The sequence below is a fragment of the Rhizobium sp. WSM1274 genome (assembly GCF_025200775.1).
Classification (GTDB): domain Bacteria; phylum Pseudomonadota; class Alphaproteobacteria; order Rhizobiales; family Rhizobiaceae; genus Rhizobium; species Rhizobium leguminosarum_I.
In genome coordinates this window covers 4,008,822-4,029,016 of sequence record NZ_CP104138.1, presented here as the reverse complement: position 1 = coordinate 4,029,016, position 20,195 = coordinate 4,008,822, and the positions used below count along the sequence as shown (strand labels likewise).

Annotated in this window: 13 protein-coding genes; 4 read left to right on the top strand and 9 right to left on the bottom strand. The window is 59.1% G+C overall.

Annotated elements, in window-relative coordinates; all coding sequences use genetic code 11:
* Positions 1–12: 12 nt before the first annotated feature.
* The 3 genes from tnpC to N2600_RS19905 form a co-directional block, all read right to left on the bottom strand.
* Positions 13–1,605, bottom strand: a complete 1,593-nt coding sequence (gene tnpC, locus N2600_RS19915) for an IS66 family transposase (protein WP_260297203.1) — start codon at positions 1,603–1,605, stop codon at positions 13–15.
* 96 nt (positions 1,606–1,701) lie between these two features.
* Positions 1,702–2,025, bottom strand: a complete 324-nt coding sequence (tnpB, locus tag N2600_RS19910) for an IS66 family insertion sequence element accessory protein TnpB (protein WP_260297202.1) — start codon at positions 2,023–2,025, stop codon at positions 1,702–1,704.
* A complete protein-coding gene (locus N2600_RS19905; protein ID WP_163856647.1) occupies positions 2,022–2,366 on the bottom strand; it encodes a transposase in 345 nt (114 codons plus the stop codon). Before N2600_RS19905 ends, tnpB begins: the two co-directional genes overlap by 4 nt.
* Before the next feature lie 746 nt (positions 2,367–3,112).
* Between N2600_RS19905 and N2600_RS19900 the strand changes: the two genes are divergently transcribed.
* A complete protein-coding gene (locus N2600_RS19900) occupies positions 3,113–3,307 on the top strand; it encodes a hypothetical protein (RefSeq protein ID WP_017967288.1) in 195 nt (64 codons plus the stop codon).
* Positions 3,308–3,669: 362 nt separating this feature from the next.
* Here the strand turns inward: N2600_RS19900 and N2600_RS19895 are convergent, their stop codons facing one another.
* The 3 genes from N2600_RS19895 to N2600_RS19885 form a co-directional block, all read right to left on the bottom strand.
* The gene (locus N2600_RS19895) at positions 3,670–3,888 is read right to left on the bottom strand and encodes a hypothetical protein (RefSeq protein ID WP_017967289.1); all 219 of its coding nucleotides are present in this window, start codon (positions 3,886–3,888) and stop codon (positions 3,670–3,672) included.
* Between the two features lie 1,233 nt (positions 3,889–5,121).
* Positions 5,122–10,680, bottom strand: coding sequence for a trifunctional serine/threonine-protein kinase/ATP-binding protein/sensor histidine kinase (locus tag N2600_RS19890; RefSeq protein ID WP_260297200.1), 5,559 nt, complete (start codon positions 10,678–10,680; stop codon positions 5,122–5,124).
* 834 nt (positions 10,681–11,514) lie between these two features.
* Positions 11,515–12,153: a response regulator transcription factor gene (locus N2600_RS19885; RefSeq protein ID WP_162115682.1), complete on the bottom strand. Its 639-nt coding sequence runs from the start codon at positions 12,151–12,153 to the stop codon at positions 11,515–11,517.
* 416 nt (positions 12,154–12,569) lie between these two features.
* Between N2600_RS19885 and N2600_RS19880 the strand changes: the two genes are divergently transcribed.
* A complete protein-coding gene (locus tag N2600_RS19880) occupies positions 12,570–12,965 on the top strand; it encodes a response regulator transcription factor (protein ID WP_170276268.1) in 396 nt (131 codons plus the stop codon).
* 135 nt (positions 12,966–13,100) lie between these two features.
* Here the strand turns inward: N2600_RS19880 and N2600_RS19875 are convergent, their stop codons facing one another.
* Complete coding sequence (locus tag N2600_RS19875; RefSeq protein WP_260297199.1) at positions 13,101–13,781, bottom strand: CGNR zinc finger domain-containing protein; 681 nt, start codon at positions 13,779–13,781, stop codon at positions 13,101–13,103.
* A 279-nt stretch (positions 13,782–14,060) separates the two neighbouring features.
* On the opposite strand from N2600_RS19875, the gene N2600_RS19870 reads away from it, so the two are divergent.
* Positions 14,061–14,267 carry a hypothetical protein gene (locus N2600_RS19870; protein ID WP_026154474.1) on the top strand — a complete coding sequence of 69 codons (207 nt, stop codon included), beginning with the start codon at positions 14,061–14,063 and terminating at the stop codon, positions 14,265–14,267.
* Positions 14,268–14,414: 147 nt separating this feature from the next.
* Complete coding sequence (locus N2600_RS19865) at positions 14,415–16,706, top strand: PBP1A family penicillin-binding protein (RefSeq protein ID WP_260297198.1); 2,292 nt, start codon at positions 14,415–14,417, stop codon at positions 16,704–16,706.
* Between the two features lie 178 nt (positions 16,707–16,884).
* Here the strand turns inward: N2600_RS19865 and N2600_RS19860 are convergent, their stop codons facing one another.
* Complete coding sequence (locus N2600_RS19860) at positions 16,885–17,493, bottom strand: J domain-containing protein (protein WP_222386950.1); 609 nt, start codon at positions 17,491–17,493, stop codon at positions 16,885–16,887.
* Between the two features lie 434 nt (positions 17,494–17,927).
* Positions 17,928–19,112 (bottom strand): MFS transporter, encoded by a 1,185-nt coding sequence (locus N2600_RS19855; RefSeq protein ID WP_170259929.1) that lies wholly within the window; start codon positions 19,110–19,112, stop codon positions 17,928–17,930.
* Between the last annotated feature and the right edge of the window lie 1,083 nt (positions 19,113–20,195).

The window sequence follows — 20,195 nt, the reverse complement described above, 5'->3', positions numbered from 1 at the left end:
AGCCGAGGCCGTTCAGCCTGTGTAGTTCCACGGCATGAGTGCATCGATTTCGCTGCTGGGCCAGCTGTTGGCTATGCGCTCGAGGGTTTGGGTGAGCCAGGCCTGCGGATCGACGTTGTTCATCTTTGCTGTCTGAAGGAGCGTGGCGATTGTCGCCCAGGTCCTGCCCCCGCCGTCGCTGCCGGCGAAGAGGGAGTTCTTTCGCGTAATTGTCTGGGGCCTGATCGCGCGCTCAACGATGTTGGAGTCGAGCTCGATGCGACCGTCGGTGAGGAAGCGTTCGAAGATGGAGCGACGCGAGGTAGCATAGCGGATCGCCTCGGCAAGCTTCGATTTGCCGGAGATCCGCGGCAGGGTTCTTTGCCAAAGGTCGAAGAGCTCATTGACGACGGCAGCAGATGTCTGCTGACGCGCCGCGGCACGAGCGTCAGGGCTTTGCCCGCGGGCAGTTTCTTCGACCTGCCAGAGCTTTGCCATCAGCTCCACCGTTTCGGTGGCGATCTTTGAGCTTTCCGAGGCGTGGAGCTCGTAGAACTTGCGTCTGCTATGGGACCAGCAGCCGGCCAATATCACTCCGTCATTGCCGCCGTCAGATCGGGCAAGCTTGTTGTAGGCGCCATACCCGTCGACCTGAAGGATGCCACGATAGCCATTCAGATGCCGGGCGACACGATCGCCAGCGCGGCTATCTTCGAAGCGATAGGCGACCATCGGCGGGCCACTGCCGCCAAAGGGTCTGTCATCCCTGGCATAGGCCCACAGCCAGGCCGTCTTTGCCGATCCGGATCCCGGCGCGAGCGTTGGCAACGTCGTCTCATCAGCGAAGATACGCTCGGCCTTCTTGACCTCGGCGAGGATGTAATCGGCCAGAATGTCGAGCTCGAAGCCGAGCTTGCCCATCCATTGCGCCATCAGCTTGCGATCGAGATCGACCTTGTCGCGGGCATAGATTGCCTCCTGCCGATAGAGCGGAAGGCCATCGGCATACTTCGAGACCGCGATCTGGGCCAGAAGTGCTTCCGTCGGAATGCCACCCTCGATGATGTGCGCGGGCGCCGATGCCTGGACGACACCGTCTTCGTTTTTGAAGCCATACTTCGGCCGCCGGGTGACGATGACCCGGAACTTCGCCGGCACGACATCTAGCCGTTCAGAGATGTCTTCTCCGATCAGCACCTTCTGCTTGCCGGCATGCTCAGGCAGTTCATCCGGCTCGATCACCACTTCGACCCGCTCCAGATGAGGTGCGAAGCCCTTGCGCGGCCGCGGCTGACGTTTGCCATCCGGATGGGCTGCGCCCTTGGTGACCTGGGCCCGGATCGCGGCGATGCCGGTCTCAATCTCCTCAAAGACAAATGCCTGCTGTTCATCGTCGATGCCTGAAGGTCCAAGCTTTTCCGATCGTCGGCCAAAGCGAGCACGATCGAAGGCTTTCAGGATCTGGGTCAGTCGTTCGATGCGTTCATCAGCATGGGCGTTTCGCGCCTTCAGATCTGCGACCTCGCTCTCAAGAGCATCAGTCCGCGCCGCCTTGTCAGCCATGGCAAGGACCATGGCCTTCAGTGTCTCTACATCATCCGGGAGCTGCAGATCGGGCGGCGTCATGAGGCCTACCAGAGCATATTTTGCTCCGGATTTCCTGCCCTTTCAGGCGGTTGATTCACTTCGCCGCAGGCCTTTACCCAACAATCTCCGGTGGCTTCACCGCCACAGAGCGAACCCGTTTCCAGTCCATGCCGTCAACGAGCGCCGCATGAGCTGGGCATGATTGAGCTGCACCCGGTTGTGGCCGATCCGCGGCCAGCAGAACTGCGCCTTCTCTAGCCGCTTGGAATAGAGGCAGACCCCTGATCCATCCCACCAGACGATCTTGACCCGGTCTGCCCGTTTCGCCCGGAAGACATAAAGCGAGCCGTTGAACGGATCACTGCCGGCGTCGCGCACGAGCGACAGCAAACTGTCCGGCCCTTTGCGGAAGTCGATGGGATGACTGGCGAGGAATACCTTTACACCCGCGGGGATCATGCCGAACGAACCGCCCGGATGACGCGCTGCATATGCGCCTCGTCGACATGCCGGCCCACCCGCACGACGATATTGCCAATGATGATTTCCACGACGGGGTCGGATACAACGCTCTGTGGATCCACTGTCGCTGCAGCTTGCCCAAGCTCATCACTCCCCGACAGTTCTCTGCGCCAGCGATAGAGCTGAGACGGAAGGATCCCGATTTGCCGCGCAATTGCCGAGACGTTCACACCCGGCTGACAGGCTTGCTCGACCGCTGTGGCCTTGAACTCGTCAGACCAGAACCGCCGCAACTGTCGCGGCGAGCCGTCAAGACGATCGGGCACCGCCTCGATCATCCGCATCAATCCAAGGCTAGCCGCAGGCCTAGACATAGATCCTCACATTCAGAGAAGTCGTATGTCCGAAATACCCTGCCCAGCATCAGCAGCGCCAGATGGGGTCTCCTTGCCGCTTACGATCTTTTGAAGCCTTGAGCGCGAGGTAAAGGCACGCTCGGCCACCACAGCCATAGGCAAGCGGCGACACCGGCGAGCGTCGTGTACGTCTGCGCCCTGTTTGCGTAGCGCGCGAAGCACGGCGGCCGGAGGATTATGAGGTGTTGGCGTTTGCCACCTTTTACTCCAGAGGAAGTTTAGGGGCTACGATCAGATCCCTTCGTCGTGCCGAGCCGAAGTCCGAATGTGCGAGACTCCTGGCTCTCAGCAGGCCACTTCGATTTGGTCATCCAGACCTACCAGCGAACGAGGCGCAGGCCGCGGCACCAAGTGCCGCTCGCCGTCAACGGAGACGATGCAAGCTTTTGGAAGGCTATACGAATAGATAGCATGCCTGATTCCAACGCATCTCTTCATTAGCGGGTACAAAAATGCTCTACTATGAGCGCCTGCTTAAAGGCAACGAGCCGCCTAACTCTTTGTGGTGCAACGGTTCCTTTACCACCCGCTGAATGCGGGGCTTCTTCCTCTGCCGAGCTGCCGACTAGCGTCACGAGCCTCGCAGATGTCCAAGAGCAGCCGGGCAGTCATGTCTGATAGTCCGCTCACAATTGACGAAAGTCGTTACCACATGGAAGCCGTTCACAATGCCAGCTCAAAGATATAGCCGTTGCAAGAACCTCAATATTTACTGGACTGTGTTGGACAAAGTCATGGGACAGGCGGTTACCATCGATGGGTTTGTCATGGACATGCTCACCGCCGAGGAGGCCGATAACTTGGTCGATCTATTAAATCGTGGCAACCAAGAGAGCCTCTGGTGTCTTGCCGAACGGTGTTAGAAGCAACGGTCGATACCGGCGTGCTCGTGCGGCACTTTGACAGACTGAAAACCTTAATCTCGACGTCCTTTCGACCACGGCGTTCATTTGGATGCTGGAAAAATGATTCGGTGTGGAGAATGCAGCCGCCATTTGATTGATCATCAATATTGGCGCTGGCGTGAACGAGCACAGTAGACCTAGGATTCCCGGCCCATTTCCTGAGGACCCCATCCACGTCCGAAAGCCGTACTTTTCGCTTTCGGTTGCGGTAGCATCTATTATACAATTCCGGATAGTCCCTGGTCGGATTAGTTCCTTTAGAGATTTGCGAAGCCTGCCATTTTTTTCGGCCGTTGGACATGCATCGATGTGCTTGGACCTCAATTCCCTCGGCGAAGAACATTGAGGGCGTCTTGCAATCTAAGGGCAGCCAGCGCCTTCGTTGCCTCGTCGGCCGGCCATCCGGCTTCCATCGCCGCCGACAGCAGGGTGGCGTCGGTGTGAAGCTCAAGTCTCTCGTAGAGGGGCTCAAGCGCTTCTCGGGCGGTAACAACGTGCTCGTCCGCAGGCGTGATAGGAGTCGGAGATACCGTCGGCATTCTGCGCCCCTTCTTAACGGTTTTGGAACCTGAAAATTGGCCAAGGTTCCAATGTCTAGTCAATGGCTGCCGACGCCCGGTGCGAACATGACCAGCCTAGGGAAGCCTGCACTCATGAGAAAAATCTAAAACAAACCGCGTAGGTCCGCCATCATACTTGTGTATGCGCAACTTATACGGAGGCAGCACCAGGCGGGCTGCTAGAGAGTTATGCTCGGCTCGGCCGCGCGTTTCGAGCATGAAGCGTCTATACATTTCTCGACGAGAGCATCTCATCGGGAAGGAGCGGGTGGTAGTCTATCTGATTTCTGACCGTGGCCCCCGACGGGCGTCTCCTAAACCCCTGTATAAGGCATCCCTTCCCTCTTCGCTACCCGACCCTTCCTCAAGATCAATAGCAGGTCGAACTGCGCCCTGTTACGGTCGTCGTACTTCCTCCCGCGCGGCAATGTCATCAAGGTGCAAAGGAGTTCATCGCCTCGCGATGCCTGCATCAAGAACAGACTTGAGCACAGTTCGCCAGGGGTAGGTGTCCGGCGAGCCGACGGGTCGGACCGTTTGCCTCTTCGCTCCCTAGCGTTCTTTCGAAGGATTGACACCATGATACACGACCTCCACCGCATCCAAATCGAGCTGATTCCATTGACGCTTTTTCCTAGAGCATCGGGGGAAGCTTGGCCGTGGGCTCCAGGCTCTCCGCTCCACAGGCCGCCAGATATTGCATCACGGCCGTCCACGGACTTGGAGGCTCATTTGATGATGTTTTCCGTCATGCCACGCACCACGATGGAGTGTCCCTGGGGACAAGCTTTGCACGCCTGGAGATCTGCCTTCATCCTATACGTTACTGGAACCCAGTTCGATCTTTTTTGCTACTCCGCTGGGCTTGTCCGTCTTCTAGACGACTTCGGAAATCTCACTCCTTCAGCGATTTCCGTGAGCATGCATTAAGCCCGACCGCCTCTTGCGTGCAGAATTGAGGAGCAGCAAGCTTGGCGCCTGGCACCTTTAGCTGGTGCAGACATGTTGATGCTCTCCAACCCCGTCCAGTTTCCGGTTGCGCGATTTCGCACGGTGGTCGATGCGACCGTTGCTTTTCGCCAGTGCCATCGGCCCGATCGCGGCATCGTAGAGGTGAATCCAGCTCCGCTGCACCTCGTCGTCTGGTGATGGCGACGAGGGGCTCTGCCTAAGGCCTAAACACTTCGCAGAGACCTACTTTCTGCGAGAGCTTCAGCCAGTTGTTAGTCCTACGCAGTCTCCCACGCCGCCATTTGGGTCGGCTGGCTTTGCGCCGATGGTTTCGTCTCGTTCGAGAGGCAGGGTGAACAGAAACATTGCCCCACAAGTTCCATTGGCGGTTGCCCACATCCGGCCGCCGTGAGCCTCGATGATCGAGCGGCAGATCGCCAGGCCCATACCCATGCCGCTGGATTTGGTCGTGTAGAAAGCCTCAAATAGACGGTCCATGGTCTGCGGGTCGAGACCTGGACCCGAGTCGCGCACCCCGACGACCACGCCTCCTGAGGACTCTGACTCGGTGCTGATCAGCAGCTCCCGTTCTTCTGCGTCGATGCCGCTCATCGCCTCGATGGCATTCATGATCAGGTTTAGGACCACCTGTTGCACCTGGATGCGATCTCCTTTCACGGACGGAAGGCTGGTCGCGAATTCGGTTTGTAGCGTGACGCCTTGCCGATGCGCTTCACTGCTGGTCAACGCAATGACGTGACGAATGGCTTCATTGAGGTCGAACTGCCCATCGCGAGGCGGCTCTTTCTTGACCAAGGCACGGATCCGGCCAATGACGTCGCCGGCTCGATTGGCGTTCTCGGCGATTCGGCCGAGTGCCTGAGCCACTTCCTCCAGATTCGGCGGATGGGTACATAGCCACCGCAAGCCGGCCTGGGCGTTGGTGAGCGAGGCGGCGAGCGGTTGATTGACTTCATGGGCGATAGAGGCTGTGAGCTGACCCATTGTGGCGACGCGGTTTGCGTGGGCCAGTTGCCCCTGCGCCACGCGCAATGCTTCCTCGCTCTCCCGCAACGCCTCTTCGGCCTGCCTGCGCTCCGTCAAATCGAGGACGAAAGAGACGCCTTCGTCCCTGCTTTCTTCCAATAGAGCACTGCCGATCAGCACGGGCAGACGGCTGCCATCTTTCCGAAAGTATTCCTTTTCGAACGGTTGCACTGACCCGATCTTCTTCAGCTCCGCGACGGTCCGTGCGTCGCGGTCGCGCCATTCGGCCGGCGTCAGCTCCGTCCAGCATAGCCGACCCGAGGCAAGATCGTCTCGGTCGTATCCCACCATGTGGAGAAACGCGTCGTTGGCCTCGAGGATGCGACCTTCGATATCCCAGATGACGATCCCGATGATGTTGGCCTTGACGAGGCGACGGATCTTGGCTTCGCGTTCAGCGAGATCGCGGTACAACCGGGTATTCTCGAGTGAGATCGCTGCCTGAGAGGCGAGCAGCTTCAGCACCGCGATCCTGGCCGGCGCGAAGACCCGAGGGGCGAGGTTGTTTTCGAGATAGAGTACCCCGGCCAGTTGGCCCTGATTGAGCAACGGCACACAAAGAACAGAACGAGCACGGTGTTGACAAATGTAGGGGTCCGCGGAAAACCGATTCTGAGCAATGGCGTCGTCGAGAACGACGCTTTCGCTTGTGCGCAAGACATAATGAAGGAGCGATTGCGGCAGGGTGTCTCCTGTCACGATCTCGTCACGCATCTGCACCAAGACCGTTTCGCCGCCCGTCGTGGCTTCTGCCGTGATCCGTGACTCACCGCCACGCGGCAGGATCAATAAGCCGCGCTCGGCGCCCGCCTGCTCAACGGCGGTGCGCAACACGGTGTCGATCAGCTTTTGAAGCACAATCTCGCCCGACACCGCCTGCGAGATTTTGATAACGGTTGCGAGATCGAGCTGTTCGACCGGTGCACCGATGGTGCTTGTTGGAGAGGAGGCGCGCTCTTCGCCTCTCAGGTCGGGATAGAGTTGGTCAAGTTGCCGCACCTTACCGTCGGCGCCCCAGCGCAGATAGCAGCCACGCGCGTTGCGGAGATAGAGACGAGCGAAATCCTCGAAGCCTCCCAGTTCATAAAAGCGGGCGGCGAGTTCATATGCGAGGGCTTCATGATGAACGAAGCCGTTAGCGCGCGCCGAGCGGATCGCTTGTTCATAAAGACGCACGGCGTCGATTTCGCGGCCTTCGAGGCGTGCTATTTCGGCGCCGACCAGCGCGGCTCGGTTCTCGAAGTTCTCCGGGCAATTCTTCGCATAGATCTGAAGCTGTCGGTGGTGGGCGACGAGAGCCTCGGTATGCCACGCCCGCTGCTCAGAGACAGCATGGTCGCAGCATGCGGCGCGGGCCAACGCACCGTAGAAATGATGCTCCGGCGTTTCCTCGAAATGCGACACCGATGTCCATGGCAGCCTCTGCGCCCGCAATGACGCATCGACGGCCGCCTCGTAGTCGCCGGCAAAAAACCGCGCCTGCAGTTTTCTGACAAAGTAGCAGGTTTCCGCAAGATTCGGATTTTCGGAAAACCGACGTTCGATCTCAAATTCGTCGAATCGCTCGTCGTCGAAGGAGCCGAATTTGCGGGTCAACCCGCGCAGGGTCCGGACGAGTCCGAGCTGCGCACTGGCGAGATCTACAACGAACTGGAACCGCACCTCCTGCGCGAACGTGAGGCCAATCTCCGCTTGGCGCTGCATTTCCATAAGCGGATCTCCCGCCGCCAGCAGGTTCGAATTCAAACTGACATAGCTGTATCCGGCAAACGTGAGGTCGCCGCTCTGGTTGGCGATGTCAAGCGCTCGCCGCAAGATGTCGCGGCCGGTTCTGACATGCCTCGTCCACGGTATGACGTGAGCCCCGAAGTCTTTGTAAGTCCTGGCCTGAAAGCGCTTCAGGTCGTGCTTTTCGACGAGATGGCAGCCTAGCTGACCGAACCTGAATCCGGCCTCATAGTCGCCGAAGCGCGGTCCGGCAATATAGCCAAGCGACACATAATGGTAGCAGGAGCCGTCGCTGTTGCCTCGCTCGAGGCTCAGGTTCACAGCCAGGCAGATTGCCATGCAAGCCAGATTCGCATCCGTATGCCATACCGCCCCAACCAGACGGGTGAGAATATCCAGCGTCGAGGAGGATGCTGGGTCGCTCATCAACGGCAGATCAATGAGTTCCTCGATCGCGCGGCTCCCGAGCTGCGACCATATTCGGCCGTATTCTCGTTGCACCTCCTCGTCGGCCGGATGCGGCGCCCAGTCGATGCCGAGATGTTGCCTCACATGGTCGAGACCGACTGCGGCCGACCGGCCGGTCTGACCGAGCGCAGCATAGAGTTCGATGCGCAGGCAGGCGACAGCAGCCTGATCGTCGGAGCAGACAGCACGATTGGAAAGCTGTGCTAATCGCTCCTCCGCGTCCGGTAACGCGCCAAGGTGGAACTCGCATTCGGCTCGGTTCAGCTCAAGTGCGAAGGCCAGTTGGCGCTGGCGCTCCCAGGCGTCTTGCGGCAGCAGCGTCGTGCCTGCTACAAAATAGTTGAGCGCCGAGGCGTATGCCGTCGACGCCTTTGCGCGCTTGCCGGCCAGCAGATTGAACTCGGCCAATTGCTCGCGCTCCTTAGTTGAGGTGATCAGTGCGGCTCCTCGATTGAGTTGACTGACAATCTCGAAAACATAATCGTCAATCAGCTCCGGCGCGGTGTTCGCAGCAAGCAGCCTCCCAATGCGGAGGTGCAACTCTCCGCGTCGCTCCTTCGGGATCAGCGAATAGGCGGCTTCCTGAACGCGATCGTGGACGAACCGGTATGCGTCTGCCAACCGCTCGAGCAGTTCATGAGCGACGGCAGGCGATAAGGCGCCGGCGACTTGCTCCTCTGATATCCCGAGGACGAGTGAGAGCGTCGCAATATCTGCTATGTTTCCAAGGCAGGCGAACTGCTGCAACGCTTCCCGCGTTTCGGGCGGCTGGCGCTCAAGCTTGCCGACCATGAGGTGCACGACGTTATCGGTGTATCCCTTGGCGTGAATGCGCCCGAGATCCCAGGACCAGCATGCCGTGTCATGATCGAAGGCGAGCATTCCCTCTTCGGTGAGCGAAAATAGGAACTGACGGACGAAGAACGGATTGCCGCCGGTCTTTTCGTGCATCATTTGTGAGAGCGGGGCTGCACGATCGGTCTGACAGTGGAGCGCATCCGCAGTCAACTGCCGGAGATGGTCTTTAGTAAGCGGCGCAAGCGTGATCTCCGCGACCTTGCCACCGGCGGTTTTGATCGCGTCAAGTTTCCGCATGAGCGGGTGGGCGGCGGTGACTTCGTTGTCGCGATAGGCACCAACCAACATCAGGTGTTGCAGATCCGACCGCGTCAAGAGATCTTCCAGCAGATCGAGCGTCGCCGCATCAAGCCACTGCAAGTCATCCAGAAAAAGCGCCAGCGGATGTTCCGGCTGGGCGAAGACACCGATGAACCGCCGGAATACCAGCTCGAATCGCCGTTCCGCATCCTGTGGCGGAAGTTCAGCGACCGGCGGTTGGTCGCCGATGATGAGTTTTAGTTCGGGGACGAGGTCGACCATCAGTCGTCCGTTCGGCCCCAGCGCCTCTCTCAGCGTCTCGCGCCAGAGTGCCAAATCGGCGTCGCTCTTCGCGAGAAGCTCCCGGACAAGGCTCTGAAACGCCTGCGCCAGGGTCGCATATGGAATGTCGCGCTTGTACTGATCGAACTTGCCGGACGCAAAAAGGCCGCGCGGCGGCACCAGAGCTTTGTGGAGTTCATTGACCACCGCCGACTTGCCGATGCCGGAATAGCCAGAGACCAACACCAACTCCGGCGCCCCGCTCGACACCACGCGGTCGAAGGCAGTGAGCAACGTCTCGACCTCGTGCTCCCGCCCGTATAACTTCTCGGGAATCAGCAGGCGGTTCGGGATGTCGCGTTCGCCGAGCGGGAATGCGTCAATCCGGCGCTGCGTTGCCCACTCGCTGAGACAGCGGCTCAGATCGTGCTCGACGCCGCCTGCCGTCTGGTATCGTTCCTCGGCCGTCTTGGAGAGCAGCTTCATGACGATGGCCGAGACTGCCGGTGAAACATCCGCCACCCGCTCGTCGGGCGGTGTCGGCCGTCGTGCAATGTGGCAATGCACCCATTCCATCGGGTCGGAGGCGGAGAACGGCAGGCTGCCGGTCAGCATTTCGTAGAGCGTCACGCCGAGCGCATAAAGGTCGCTGCGGGAATCGACGGAGCGGTTCATGCGCCCGGTCTGCTCGGGGGCCATATAGGCGAGCGTTCCGGCGACCACTTGGGGCGGCTCGTGCGTCTGCCGCTCGCGGGAGAGACGCGAGGCGATCCCGAAGCCTGTTAGCCGCACCTCGGTGCCCGTGCCCGTTACCAGGATATTGGCCGGTTTGATGTCCTTGTGAAGGAGACCGCGCTGGTGGGCCCCACCGAGCGCGGCGGCGATGCCGATCCCAATGCGCAGGAAAAGCTCCGTTTCCATTGCCGTTCCGAGCCGCCCGGCGAGCGGCTCGCTCCCCGGATCTTCAAGCACCAGCATGGTACGCCCGCCTTCGCGTACCAACTCAAGCGGTCGCACCGCCCATGCGCTATCGAGCTCATCCTTCAATCCATATTCATGGTCGAGGCGGCCGAGGCTCGTAGGTGTCGGGTGTTCGAGCGCCGAAAGTACGACCAGTACCTGGTTCCACTTGCCGTCGGCACCCCGGCGCCGTTCACGGTGGAACACGCGATCACCATCCTCCCAAAGAACCTCCAAACTCCTATCTCCACCAACGCAGAAGAAAGAGGATGTGCTTCCGGCACTGCCACTTTCATTTCGGAGATCCGTCCAGTCAAATTGGCAAAAGCGAGCACATATGACGAACCTCGGCCACTTCCCCACCTCTTTAGCACATCTCGCCTGTTCGTCCCAACAACGAGCGGCCATCGCCCACCCGTTCGTGGTGCACCTATACGAAAGACCGCCCAGCGGCTGCTGGGCGGTCAGGCGGGTCATGGCCCCACAGAGCTTCGGAGGGAGGAGCGCCGAAGCTTAGTGGTAGCAACGGGGGGATTCGCTACCTGCCCGAGGCAACGAGTAGACACTAGCGACGGAAGGGACGACGGGAAATTATACTGTGGTTTGGTCTTGCGATACCTTGGGATACCGGCACGGATACCCATCAGCGAACTTCCGCTCGGCGATCGACATGTCGGCGACGTCGTCCGGGTCCGACGACGATCGGGGTGACGGTCTCTCTCCTTCTCTTACCCAGCAGCCGGGCAGGTGGTACGGCCGCGGAGTCGCCTAAGATACAAGGCCAGCACATGGTCAACATCGGCGTGCTTCGGCGTGTCGTGCCAACGGTTGCGATTCGTTGTCGCTGTTGAAGACGAAAGTGTCTTGCCCGCTCTGAGGCCTAAAGGGAGCCAGAGCCTCCCGCCGCGTGGGGAGGCTCAAGGTGGGCCGATCGGGAGCGATACGGCCTGGGAGGAGGAGGTGGAGGACGAAAGAACCGGCATCATAGAGGAGTCCCCGCCGGGGCTATCGGCCACCAGGAAGGATCGATTACCAATGGGAGGGGGTGAGCTATACGCGGAGCCAAGACTTTTACGAGTGCGTTTGTGGCTTTCCCGGCGCGAGCATCAGCTTGTCAGCCATACGCGCGAGTTCGGGCAGGGATCTGGTACCCATCTTTTGCATGACCTGGCTGCGGTGAACCTTCACGGTAATCTCGCTCACGCCTAGATCACTTGCAATTTGCTTGTTGAGTCGTCCGGTCACCACCAAAGCCATCACCTCGCGTTCCCGCGGCGTCAGGCTATCGAAACGCGCTCTGACCGTCGCCAAGGACTTTTCATTTTCAAGCCACGCGCGGTCGCGCGCCAGGCCGACGTGAACGGCATCGAGCAAATCCTGGTCTCGGAACGGTTTCGTTAGGAACTCGACCGCGCCCCCTTTCATCGCCTTGACTGACATGGGAATGTCGCCGTGCCCGGTAATGAAGACGATGGGCAACTGAATATTTTCTCGCGACAGCTCAAGCTGAAAATCAAGACCGCTCTGCCCCGGGAGCCGGACATCGAGCACGAGACAGGTCGGCCCGTTGGGTCGCCCAGATCTGAGGAAGTCGCCGACCGAAGCAAGGAGGTTGACGGCAAAGCCGACGGAACGCAGCAGACTGCCAAGCGCCTCGCGGATTTCCGGGTCATCATCTATGACAATGATGGTGGCTGGCGCCTCGGTCAATCGTCAGAACTCCCAAGGTGAATCGACGTTTTGGGAATATAACTATCTATCCCCATCGCAGCAGCAGCGGGCGAAGCCCAACAAGCATAGCGCCGGTCACGCGATGAGAACACTACTCCTCTCTCCTTCCTAGTGTCGAAACGGGTCTTCTTTCGCACACTAGAATGCGCGATAATTACCTTGGCCACAAGGCTGGATGCGGGCCGCCCCAAAAGCGCTTGCGCGTCCAGCAGTCTGCCGTGTCGTGCCGATGCGCCACATGGCCCGCGATGCCGCGCTGGTCGCGCAAGTCTTAGATCTCTATACGAATGTATAGCTTGCGACGCCTTTGTCGCCGTTCAATATTAATCCATCCAGTCAAGCGCGCCACAACGCTAATTCGGCCCGATGCCGGTCGGCGAAGTTGGGAGGCGGCAGTGCCAATCAAGAGACCTCTGATTGCGATCGTCGACGACGACGAGTCGATGCGGGACGCTATAAAGGGGCTCATGAGGTCGATGGGATTTGACGCCGAGTCTTTTTCATCCGCTGATGATTTCTTGATGTCGCCTCATATCCGCCGCACGGCCTGCCTCGTGACGGACATCAATATGCCCGGAACGAGCGGACTCGATCTGCACCGCCGGCTCGTCGCACTGGGCAAGAGCATTCCGACTATTCTGATCACCGCCTTCCCGGAAAAGAATATGGGCGCGTCAGCATTGGACGCGGATGTCGTCGGCTGCCTGACAAAACCGTTCAACGGACAGTTTTTGCTTGATTACATCCGTTCTGCGCTGGCTCCCAACGGCGAAGGCGAAAGCGGTTCTTGAGGTCGCAAAGATCTGTTGTGGGTTACACCACAAGGCCGACTTTCAGCATCTTGGAAAAAGAGGCGGTAAAGCCCATGGTTCGTATCTCATCAAGAGCCGCAGCAAATGACTTCCGCATCTCTATCGATGCTTCGTTCAAAACCGCTTTACGCGTGCGTGCGTACCGCAGGTGGCCTCGGAACACCAAAGCCGCCGTCCGCTCTTTGACGTATCGAGAAACAACCACCCGCAATTATCGCCTTTGCATTGCCGGATGAGGCGGCGCCCATTGCGCCCGGTGATCAACTCAACTGCCAAAACGGCGAACAGCGCAACGAGGTCGCTCGGGTCCTTAAGCGGCAGCAGCCACCGAAAACCGTCCTCGGCTTTGGATAGCACCTGCCGGGCGCGAGCCCTCGTGGCAATGTCGTGGACGATTTCGAATGCTTGATGCGGGTAAGGCTGGCAGGCGCCTTCCGATAGGAAGAGTGTATAGATTGCTTCACGAAGGATCACCGCTTCTTTCAATGAGGCCTCGGCTCTGCGGGGATGAGCTTTAGCAAACGCACTGAGTCCGGCCATTTGTTCTTCATCTATGAGGCCGGGACGTTGTGCGAGGACGACGACATCATCATACGAGTGCAGGAGATCGGGTCCCCGTCGATCCCCCCGATTGTCGATCGTATTGGCGAAATCCAGGGCGGATGCCCACCGCCGTTCCGGGAAAGGTCGCAAACTGCACCCCTGACGCGCCGAGCCGGGCTCAAGGCTGAACTCAGCTCGGCATCCACCTGTCGCATCAGGTGACGTCGAAATTCCGCAGTCTCGTCCGCGCATTCGACAGACGAAGGGACAAATTGCGGGTCGAATTTCGGCCTATTCAATCGCGGTGGATCTTGACGTTTGCTGTTGCTGCCGGCTCCTCAGCCGGCCCGGCCTCATGGGGCAGCCTCTTTGCCTCCGTCGGCACTGATCAAAAAAGCCGATCCGAGATCATAGAGCGGGCAACATCTGAAATCGCCAGCTTCATCGGAACTGTCCTAGGCCATTAGGAATTACCATGATGGCCGCCTGCCATCACTCAGGAGGTGATGGCGCAGTGCCATGAGGAGCGACATGACAGGGAATGACGCACTCCGCGAGGAAATCTATCGGCTTGCCGCGGTGGCCGAAACCGACCCAGCAACAACGTCGAATTTGAAGTCGCTGGCCGTCCAACTCTGGGCACACTTCGACGAGTTCACTGTCGAGGACCTGGAAGATATACTGAGGGACGAATGGAGGACTCGCGGCCTACCGTTCAACGACAACGCGGAAATATAGTGATCGCTCAACGTCGTTCCCGGCGGCGGTGCCCCACCAGCTCGGTTTATCGCCAGGCGCTCGGAACCATGTGACGCCTTTTGCGGTAGAACACACGGCATCGCCCGGCTATAAAGATATGCTGCGTTGGCTTTTTAGCGGTAACCGATGCCCAATTCTCCCGAATCCTCAGGTGAAAGCGTTAGCAACTCGAGCTCGGCTCGCAATCAGACAGTAAATTCGGCAGCGCAAGCGGCCGCCTCGGATTCGCCTGGAACCTCTCAATCCGACGACCCGCAACCGCCCCAAGAATCCTTCGGCCAAACCCGACGAGCCGTCAGGACGCTGTTCCGTGCGCTGCGCCAAGATTTGCAGGCGAGTTCAGCTTTGACAAAGATCAGCACGGCCGCATTGGCTTGGAAGACGAAGCTAAAGACATCGACGCCGTTCACGTCATCTCCCCAAAAAGGCATTACGACTGCTTTAGTCGAAGCCGGGCGCCGTTTTCGCAATCAGCATTCAAAGCCGCGTGAAAGTCGCCGCAGCGCATCGCTCGTTCCGGGCTGGCGGAAGTTCGCTGTTGGCTTGGCCGTTCTTGGCTGCCTCCTCGCAGGAAGCCTGCTGGTGTGGGCACTCAAAGACGTGCCTTGGAGCGAAATCCGGGATGGAACGTTAAAGCCGGTGGTAGTGCTGGAAACCGCTGACGGGGCGCCGTTGGTGAGACAGGGACCTTATCAAGGGCCATATGCTCGATACGACCAGTTTCCGCCCCATCTGATCGATGCCGTCCTTTCAATTGAAGATCGCCGGTTCATGAATCATTTCGGCATCGATCCGAGGGGCATCGGGAGGGCGCTTCTGCGGAACCTGGAGGCCGGTTCCGTGGTGGAGGGTGGCAGCACGATCACCCAGCAGCTCATCAAGCTGCAATACCTCGACAGCGACCGAACAATAAAACGAAAGGTTCAGGAGGTTGTCATCGCGGTCTGGCTGGAGTGGAAGCTCGGCAAGAGGGAAATCCTGACGCGCTATCTCAATAGCGTCTATCTCGGCGCCGGCGCCACCGGCATGCCTGCGGCCGCTCGGATCTATTTCAACAAGGATGTCGGTGACCTCAACCTGCCGGAGTCGGCGATGCTGGCGGGGTTGCTGCGGGCGCCGAGCCAATGGAATCCTATCGACAATCTCGAAGGCGCCCGGCAGCGCACCATGGTCGTTCTCGATGCGATGACGGCCAATGGCAAGATCACCGCACTACAAGCGGCTCAGGCCAAGACGAGCTTTGCCAGGCTGCAACCTACGACGCCCACGCCGCGCTCCGGAAGCTGGTTTGCCGACTGGATTTCGCCGCAAGCGAGCGAAATCGCCGGCTCCTCACCAGGTTCGACCACGGTGCGCACCACGCTGGTGCCGCAGTTGCAGCTGATCGCCGAAAGGGTCGTGAAAAGTGCTCTCGACAGTCAAGGAAAGACGGTCGGAGCATCGCAGGCCGCGTTAGTTGCGATGATGCCCGATGGCGCGGTCGTTGCCATGGTTGGCGGGCGTGACTACAAGGAAAGCCAGTTCAATCGTGCGGTCTCTGCGATGCGACAGCCCGGTTCTACCTTCAAGCTGTTCGTCTATTACGCAGCATTGAAGGCTGGGCTCACCTTGTCTGACCAGGTTTTGGACGCGCCAATCGACATCAATGGCTGGTCGCCTGAAAATTCCGGCGACAGCTATCGCGGTTGGGTGACGCTTGCTGAGGCGTTCGCGCGATCGCTCAATACCGCGTCAGTGGCGCTTGCCGAAGAGGTAGGTCTGGACAATGTGATTGCCGCGGCGCGCGAACTCGGCATCGATGCGCCGCTGGCCAACACGCCGTCTCTGGCGCTTGGCACATCCGAAGTTAATCTGCTCAACCTCACCAGCGCCTACGCGTCTGTCCAGCTCGGTAGGGCACCCGTGAAGCCCTGGGGCATCATCGACTTTCAAGCGGCAGGGCAGCCTAAGGCCTTTCGAATTGGCTTACAATCAAAGCCGAATGTCGATCTTTCGCCCTACCAATCCGATCTCCTCGGCCTCCTTCAGTTGGTGGTCGAGCGCGGGACTGGACGTGGGGCAGATCCCGGCACGTTTGCGGCCGGCAAGACCGGCACGAGCCAGAACAATCGTGATGCCTGGTTCATCGGCTTCACGGAAGCGCTCGTCGTCGGTGTCTGGGTTGGCAATGATGATGACGCGCCGATGAAGGGAGTGACGGGCGGCGCCCTGCCAGCACATATTTGGCGGGATTTCATGCGCGAGGCGGCGACCGAACCGATGCTGAACGGAGTGCGATCGACAGAAGCGGCGAACGATGGTCAAGGCGCACGGCAATCTTGCAATATAAACGCCTGCTCGCGCAGTTACCGCTCCTTTCGTCCATCCGATTGTACTTATCAGCCATATTCCGGAAGCCGACGGCTTTGCGAAAAGTGATGTGGCCCGGCAGAGATCGAGCACCGGTCGTCCTTGCCTCACGCCTTTAGGCTGAACGTCATTGTTTAATGCGACGACCTCTTGCTGCGAGCGGTCGCGCTGCCCAGTTGCTCTGCATCCATCTGTCAACAACCTACAGCTCACACTCACCATAGACCGCAAAGAGCGTGTCTCGGATCTAGCAGAATCCGTTCAGCTTGAGGATCTTATGGGCGTCGATTGCCGCCCGGAGTTCATCTTCGGAGTTTCGATCTCCTCGGTTAGCGTCCGGATGGTGCATCTTGAGCATCAGTTTGTAGCGTCGCCTAATTTCCACAGGCGTCGCGTCCTGCGAAAGGCCAAGCGTTTCGAAAGCTTTTGCTTCCAATACCTTGAGCTTACGCTGCTGGAGATCGGCTTTCGTGGCCTGATGTCGTGCAGCAATCTTGCGTGCGTTAAGAGTTTTTGCCGTACCGGAGCGAACGGTCGAAGGAAGCGGCGTCTCTGTCGCCGGCTCAACGCGGGTCCCCCACGTCTTTCGGCTGCCGTTTGCTGCTTCCCTCTGATAGCGGGCGGTCACCGGATCAGACAGATTGCTCGCGAAATTATAACCCTTATTGTATTCCCTCGCATGTTGAGGACAGAACATCAGGTACAAACCTTCTGCATCTCGCCCAACGGGCGCACGATTGGTGCCGCCGCTTTCGCAACCGTCCCACTGGCATTTCTGCTGGTAAAGCTCGCTGAGCGGAGCTGATTTTTTGCGCGTTGGCCTCAGGCCTACGAAAATCTTCGAATCAAACGTCATCGCGCGTTATATGGCGATCTGCAGAGAGGCGGCAAGCAACCATGCAGGAGGGGTTCCTGTTTCGGCATCTTGACTTCTTGCTCGTCACCGGCCCTCAGTACCTCGCGCACTATATCCTCGTCCTGGCCCGCCTCGGTGTCTGCAGCGACGGTCGTCTCGATTTCCCGTGTTCTGATGCCTGCGAAGTGTCTCCCAGGTGGCGCCTAGCAGGCTCGAGACACTGGCAGAGGTTCGGGGCGCGATGCACATCTTGACAGCTGCGCGTTCAGGACGGCAATCCAGGCGTTAACGTCCAAGGGGCGAAGTTCTCTTGAAACTTCATCGCGGACATTAAACGTATACACGTTGTGGGAGCGCCGAGCACGCCTCCACGGCGTGCTCGCTTATACTTTTCGCTGAACTCGTCGAGGCGCCGAAACCGGCAGCACAATCCGTCAACCGTTGAGGCTCCGAACAGCCGCGGCGCTAGCTCCGCCGGCAGCCCGGCGCGTAGGAAGCGCCTTGGCCGAAAGGAGTGCGTAAATGATCAGCGGAAGGCAGACCAGATAGGATATCCGGATTCCAGCATGCTCGGCAATAAAACCGAGCAGCGGCGGCGCCAGGAAGAAAACGACAAAGGTCATCTGGCCGAGGGCGGCGACGTTGAGATGCGCCGCTCGATCTATGCGCTGGGCCGCCGCCGAGACGGCGAGGGGATATACCGCACTGCAACCAGCGCCCATCAAGGCAAAGCCCGCCAGCGCGATATAGGGATGCGGCGCTCCCGATACCGCGCAGATGCCAATCGCCGAAAGAATAAGCAGCATCGTGGCAACGGCCCGCGCGCCAAACCGATCGACCAGCGGATCGACGAACAGGCGCGCCAGCGCCATGCAGAAAGTAAAGAGCGTCAATCCCAGTCCGCCAATGAAGGGCTCGACCGAAAAAACGTCGCGCATATAGATCGCCGACCAGTCGATCCCGGCACCTTCGACGAGAAAGGCCGCGATGCCGATCACGCAGAGCGGCATGAGGCCCCAGGTGGGAAGCGCTACCGGCGGTGCCTTGCCTTCATGCAACGCGATCCGCGCCGGCGCATTCCGCATGCCGGCAATCGTCCAGATACCGATGACAAGAACCGCGACAAAGGTCACGGCGAGATGGAGTTGCATCGAAATGCCGGCTTGGCGGACGATTGAGGAGACAAGTGCTGTGACGAAGAAGCCGAGGCTCCAGAAACCATGCGCTCTGTTCATCACGCCGCGTCCTAGCTGCGCTTCGATGCGGTCGATCTCAACGTTGAGATTGATCTCCAGCGCTCCGGCGAGCAGCCCCTCGACGAAAAGCACACAGAATACGACTGGCGCCGCACCGATCCAAGGCACCAGCGACAGCAGCGCAGACGTGCCGAGAACAGTAATGAATGCGGTCGTACGCGCGCCGAGCCGGGCGATCAAGGGCGAAGATAAGGTCAACGAAATTAAGGCGCCGATGGCAGCCCCTATCAGCGTTAACCCAAGCTCGGATTTATTGACGCCAAGTGCAACCTGCAAATCCGGCATCCTCGACAGCAGCGCCCCCAGCGACACAGCGAAGAGAAAGAAGCAGACATAGATCCGCTGCTGCGGCGCGATTATCATGATGCAACTCCGGGGATTGGCGCGTCCAAGCAGAACACGCGCTTATGGCGCCTGTGATGTCTATCTCACGGGGCCGGAGATCGAAACTTGTTTCTCAGTGGAGTATGGTCGAGGAATGATCTCACAACAGGGCGCAATTATTGCAGAGCGGGTTTGAAATGTCTCGAGAAAATAGCCTGAATTCTGCATTGCTTGCCTCGAACCAGAAGCGGTAATGGATCAAATGTTCCGCCTCAACCAGAAACGGTCGGCGGCCGTTCGTGACCGAAGAGCGTCACAATGGGTCTTCATCCCCACTCATTGCCGCGGCCGTTCCAATATCAGCGATGTCGCGAGTGGCGTTCGTACTCAGCGGTCGAGACAATCAGTCAGTGAAGGCCCTGCAACCTATTCCGGCGCTCGCTCAATAACTCCCGTTGAACCAAGGCCTTAGCGTGCTCGCGAAGACCGTTCGGTCCGGACAGGCCGAGTTCAACAAACCTCGTTTCTATTTCTTTGGGCATACTATTCGCTTCGTGCTGGCAAAGCCGCACCAGCCACTTCCATTCATCGTTGGTTAGCTGCGTTCGCGTGATCGTCATCTGTTTCCCCCCGGAAGACGATTATCGCAGGTTCAGAGAGAGCTGCAAGACCGATATGCTTGGAAATGCGGCGAATCCAGATCCGGCGGCACCGCGTTTTCCGTTTCGCCATTGATGAGCCGTGGGTTGGCCGTGTACACGCCTCAGCCGCCAGCCGCTCGACGACGCTAATCTGGGGTGCGTGCCTAAGTATTTCCTACCGGATGCGCGGCATGCCACCCCGACCATCGGAATGTCGGCATGCCTTCGGGACACGCCAGTTCCATAAATCTACTTATGCCTCAGAGACATCCTCGAATCTCGACCAATTTTACAAGTCTCTGTGCGATCAGGCCCCCGCAACCAAATCCCAAATACACTCCTGAGCAATATCGCTGGCGCGAAGACTTCATCTTCGCTGGCGATGGTAGCTCCTCGTCCTGCGGACCATAACCTGAAGACCGCAGGTTCAAATCCTGCCACCGCAACCAAATCCCAAATACACATACGCAAAAGCCCGCCT

Bases quoted from the DNA above. Each gene is read 5' to 3' on its own strand.
- tnpC (WP_260297203.1), bottom strand. From the start codon at position 1,605: ATGACGCCGCCCGATCTGCAGCTCCCGGATGATGTAGAGACACTGAAG.
- tnpB (WP_260297202.1), bottom strand. From the start codon at position 2,025: ATGATCCCCGCGGGTGTAAAGGTATTCCTCGCCAGTCATCCCATCGAC.
- N2600_RS19905 (WP_163856647.1), bottom strand. From the start codon at position 2,366: ATGATCGAGGCGGTGCCCGATCGTCTTGACGGCTCGCCGCGACAGTTG.
- N2600_RS19900 (WP_017967288.1), top strand. From the start codon at position 3,113: ATGCCAGCTCAAAGATATAGCCGTTGCAAGAACCTCAATATTTACTGG.
- N2600_RS19895 (WP_017967289.1), bottom strand. From the start codon at position 3,888: ATGCCGACGGTATCTCCGACTCCTATCACGCCTGCGGACGAGCACGTT.
- N2600_RS19875 (WP_260297199.1), bottom strand. From the start codon at position 13,781: ATGCGCGGACGAGACTGCGGAATTTCGACGTCACCTGATGCGACAGGT.
- N2600_RS19870 (WP_026154474.1), top strand. From the start codon at position 14,061: ATGACAGGGAATGACGCACTCCGCGAGGAAATCTATCGGCTTGCCGCG.
- N2600_RS19865 (WP_260297198.1), top strand. From the start codon at position 14,415: ATGCCCAATTCTCCCGAATCCTCAGGTGAAAGCGTTAGCAACTCGAGC.
- N2600_RS19860 (WP_222386950.1), bottom strand. From the start codon at position 17,493: ATGACGTTTGATTCGAAGATTTTCGTAGGCCTGAGGCCAACGCGCAAA.
- N2600_RS19855 (WP_170259929.1), bottom strand. From the start codon at position 19,112: ATGATAATCGCGCCGCAGCAGCGGATCTATGTCTGCTTCTTTCTCTTC.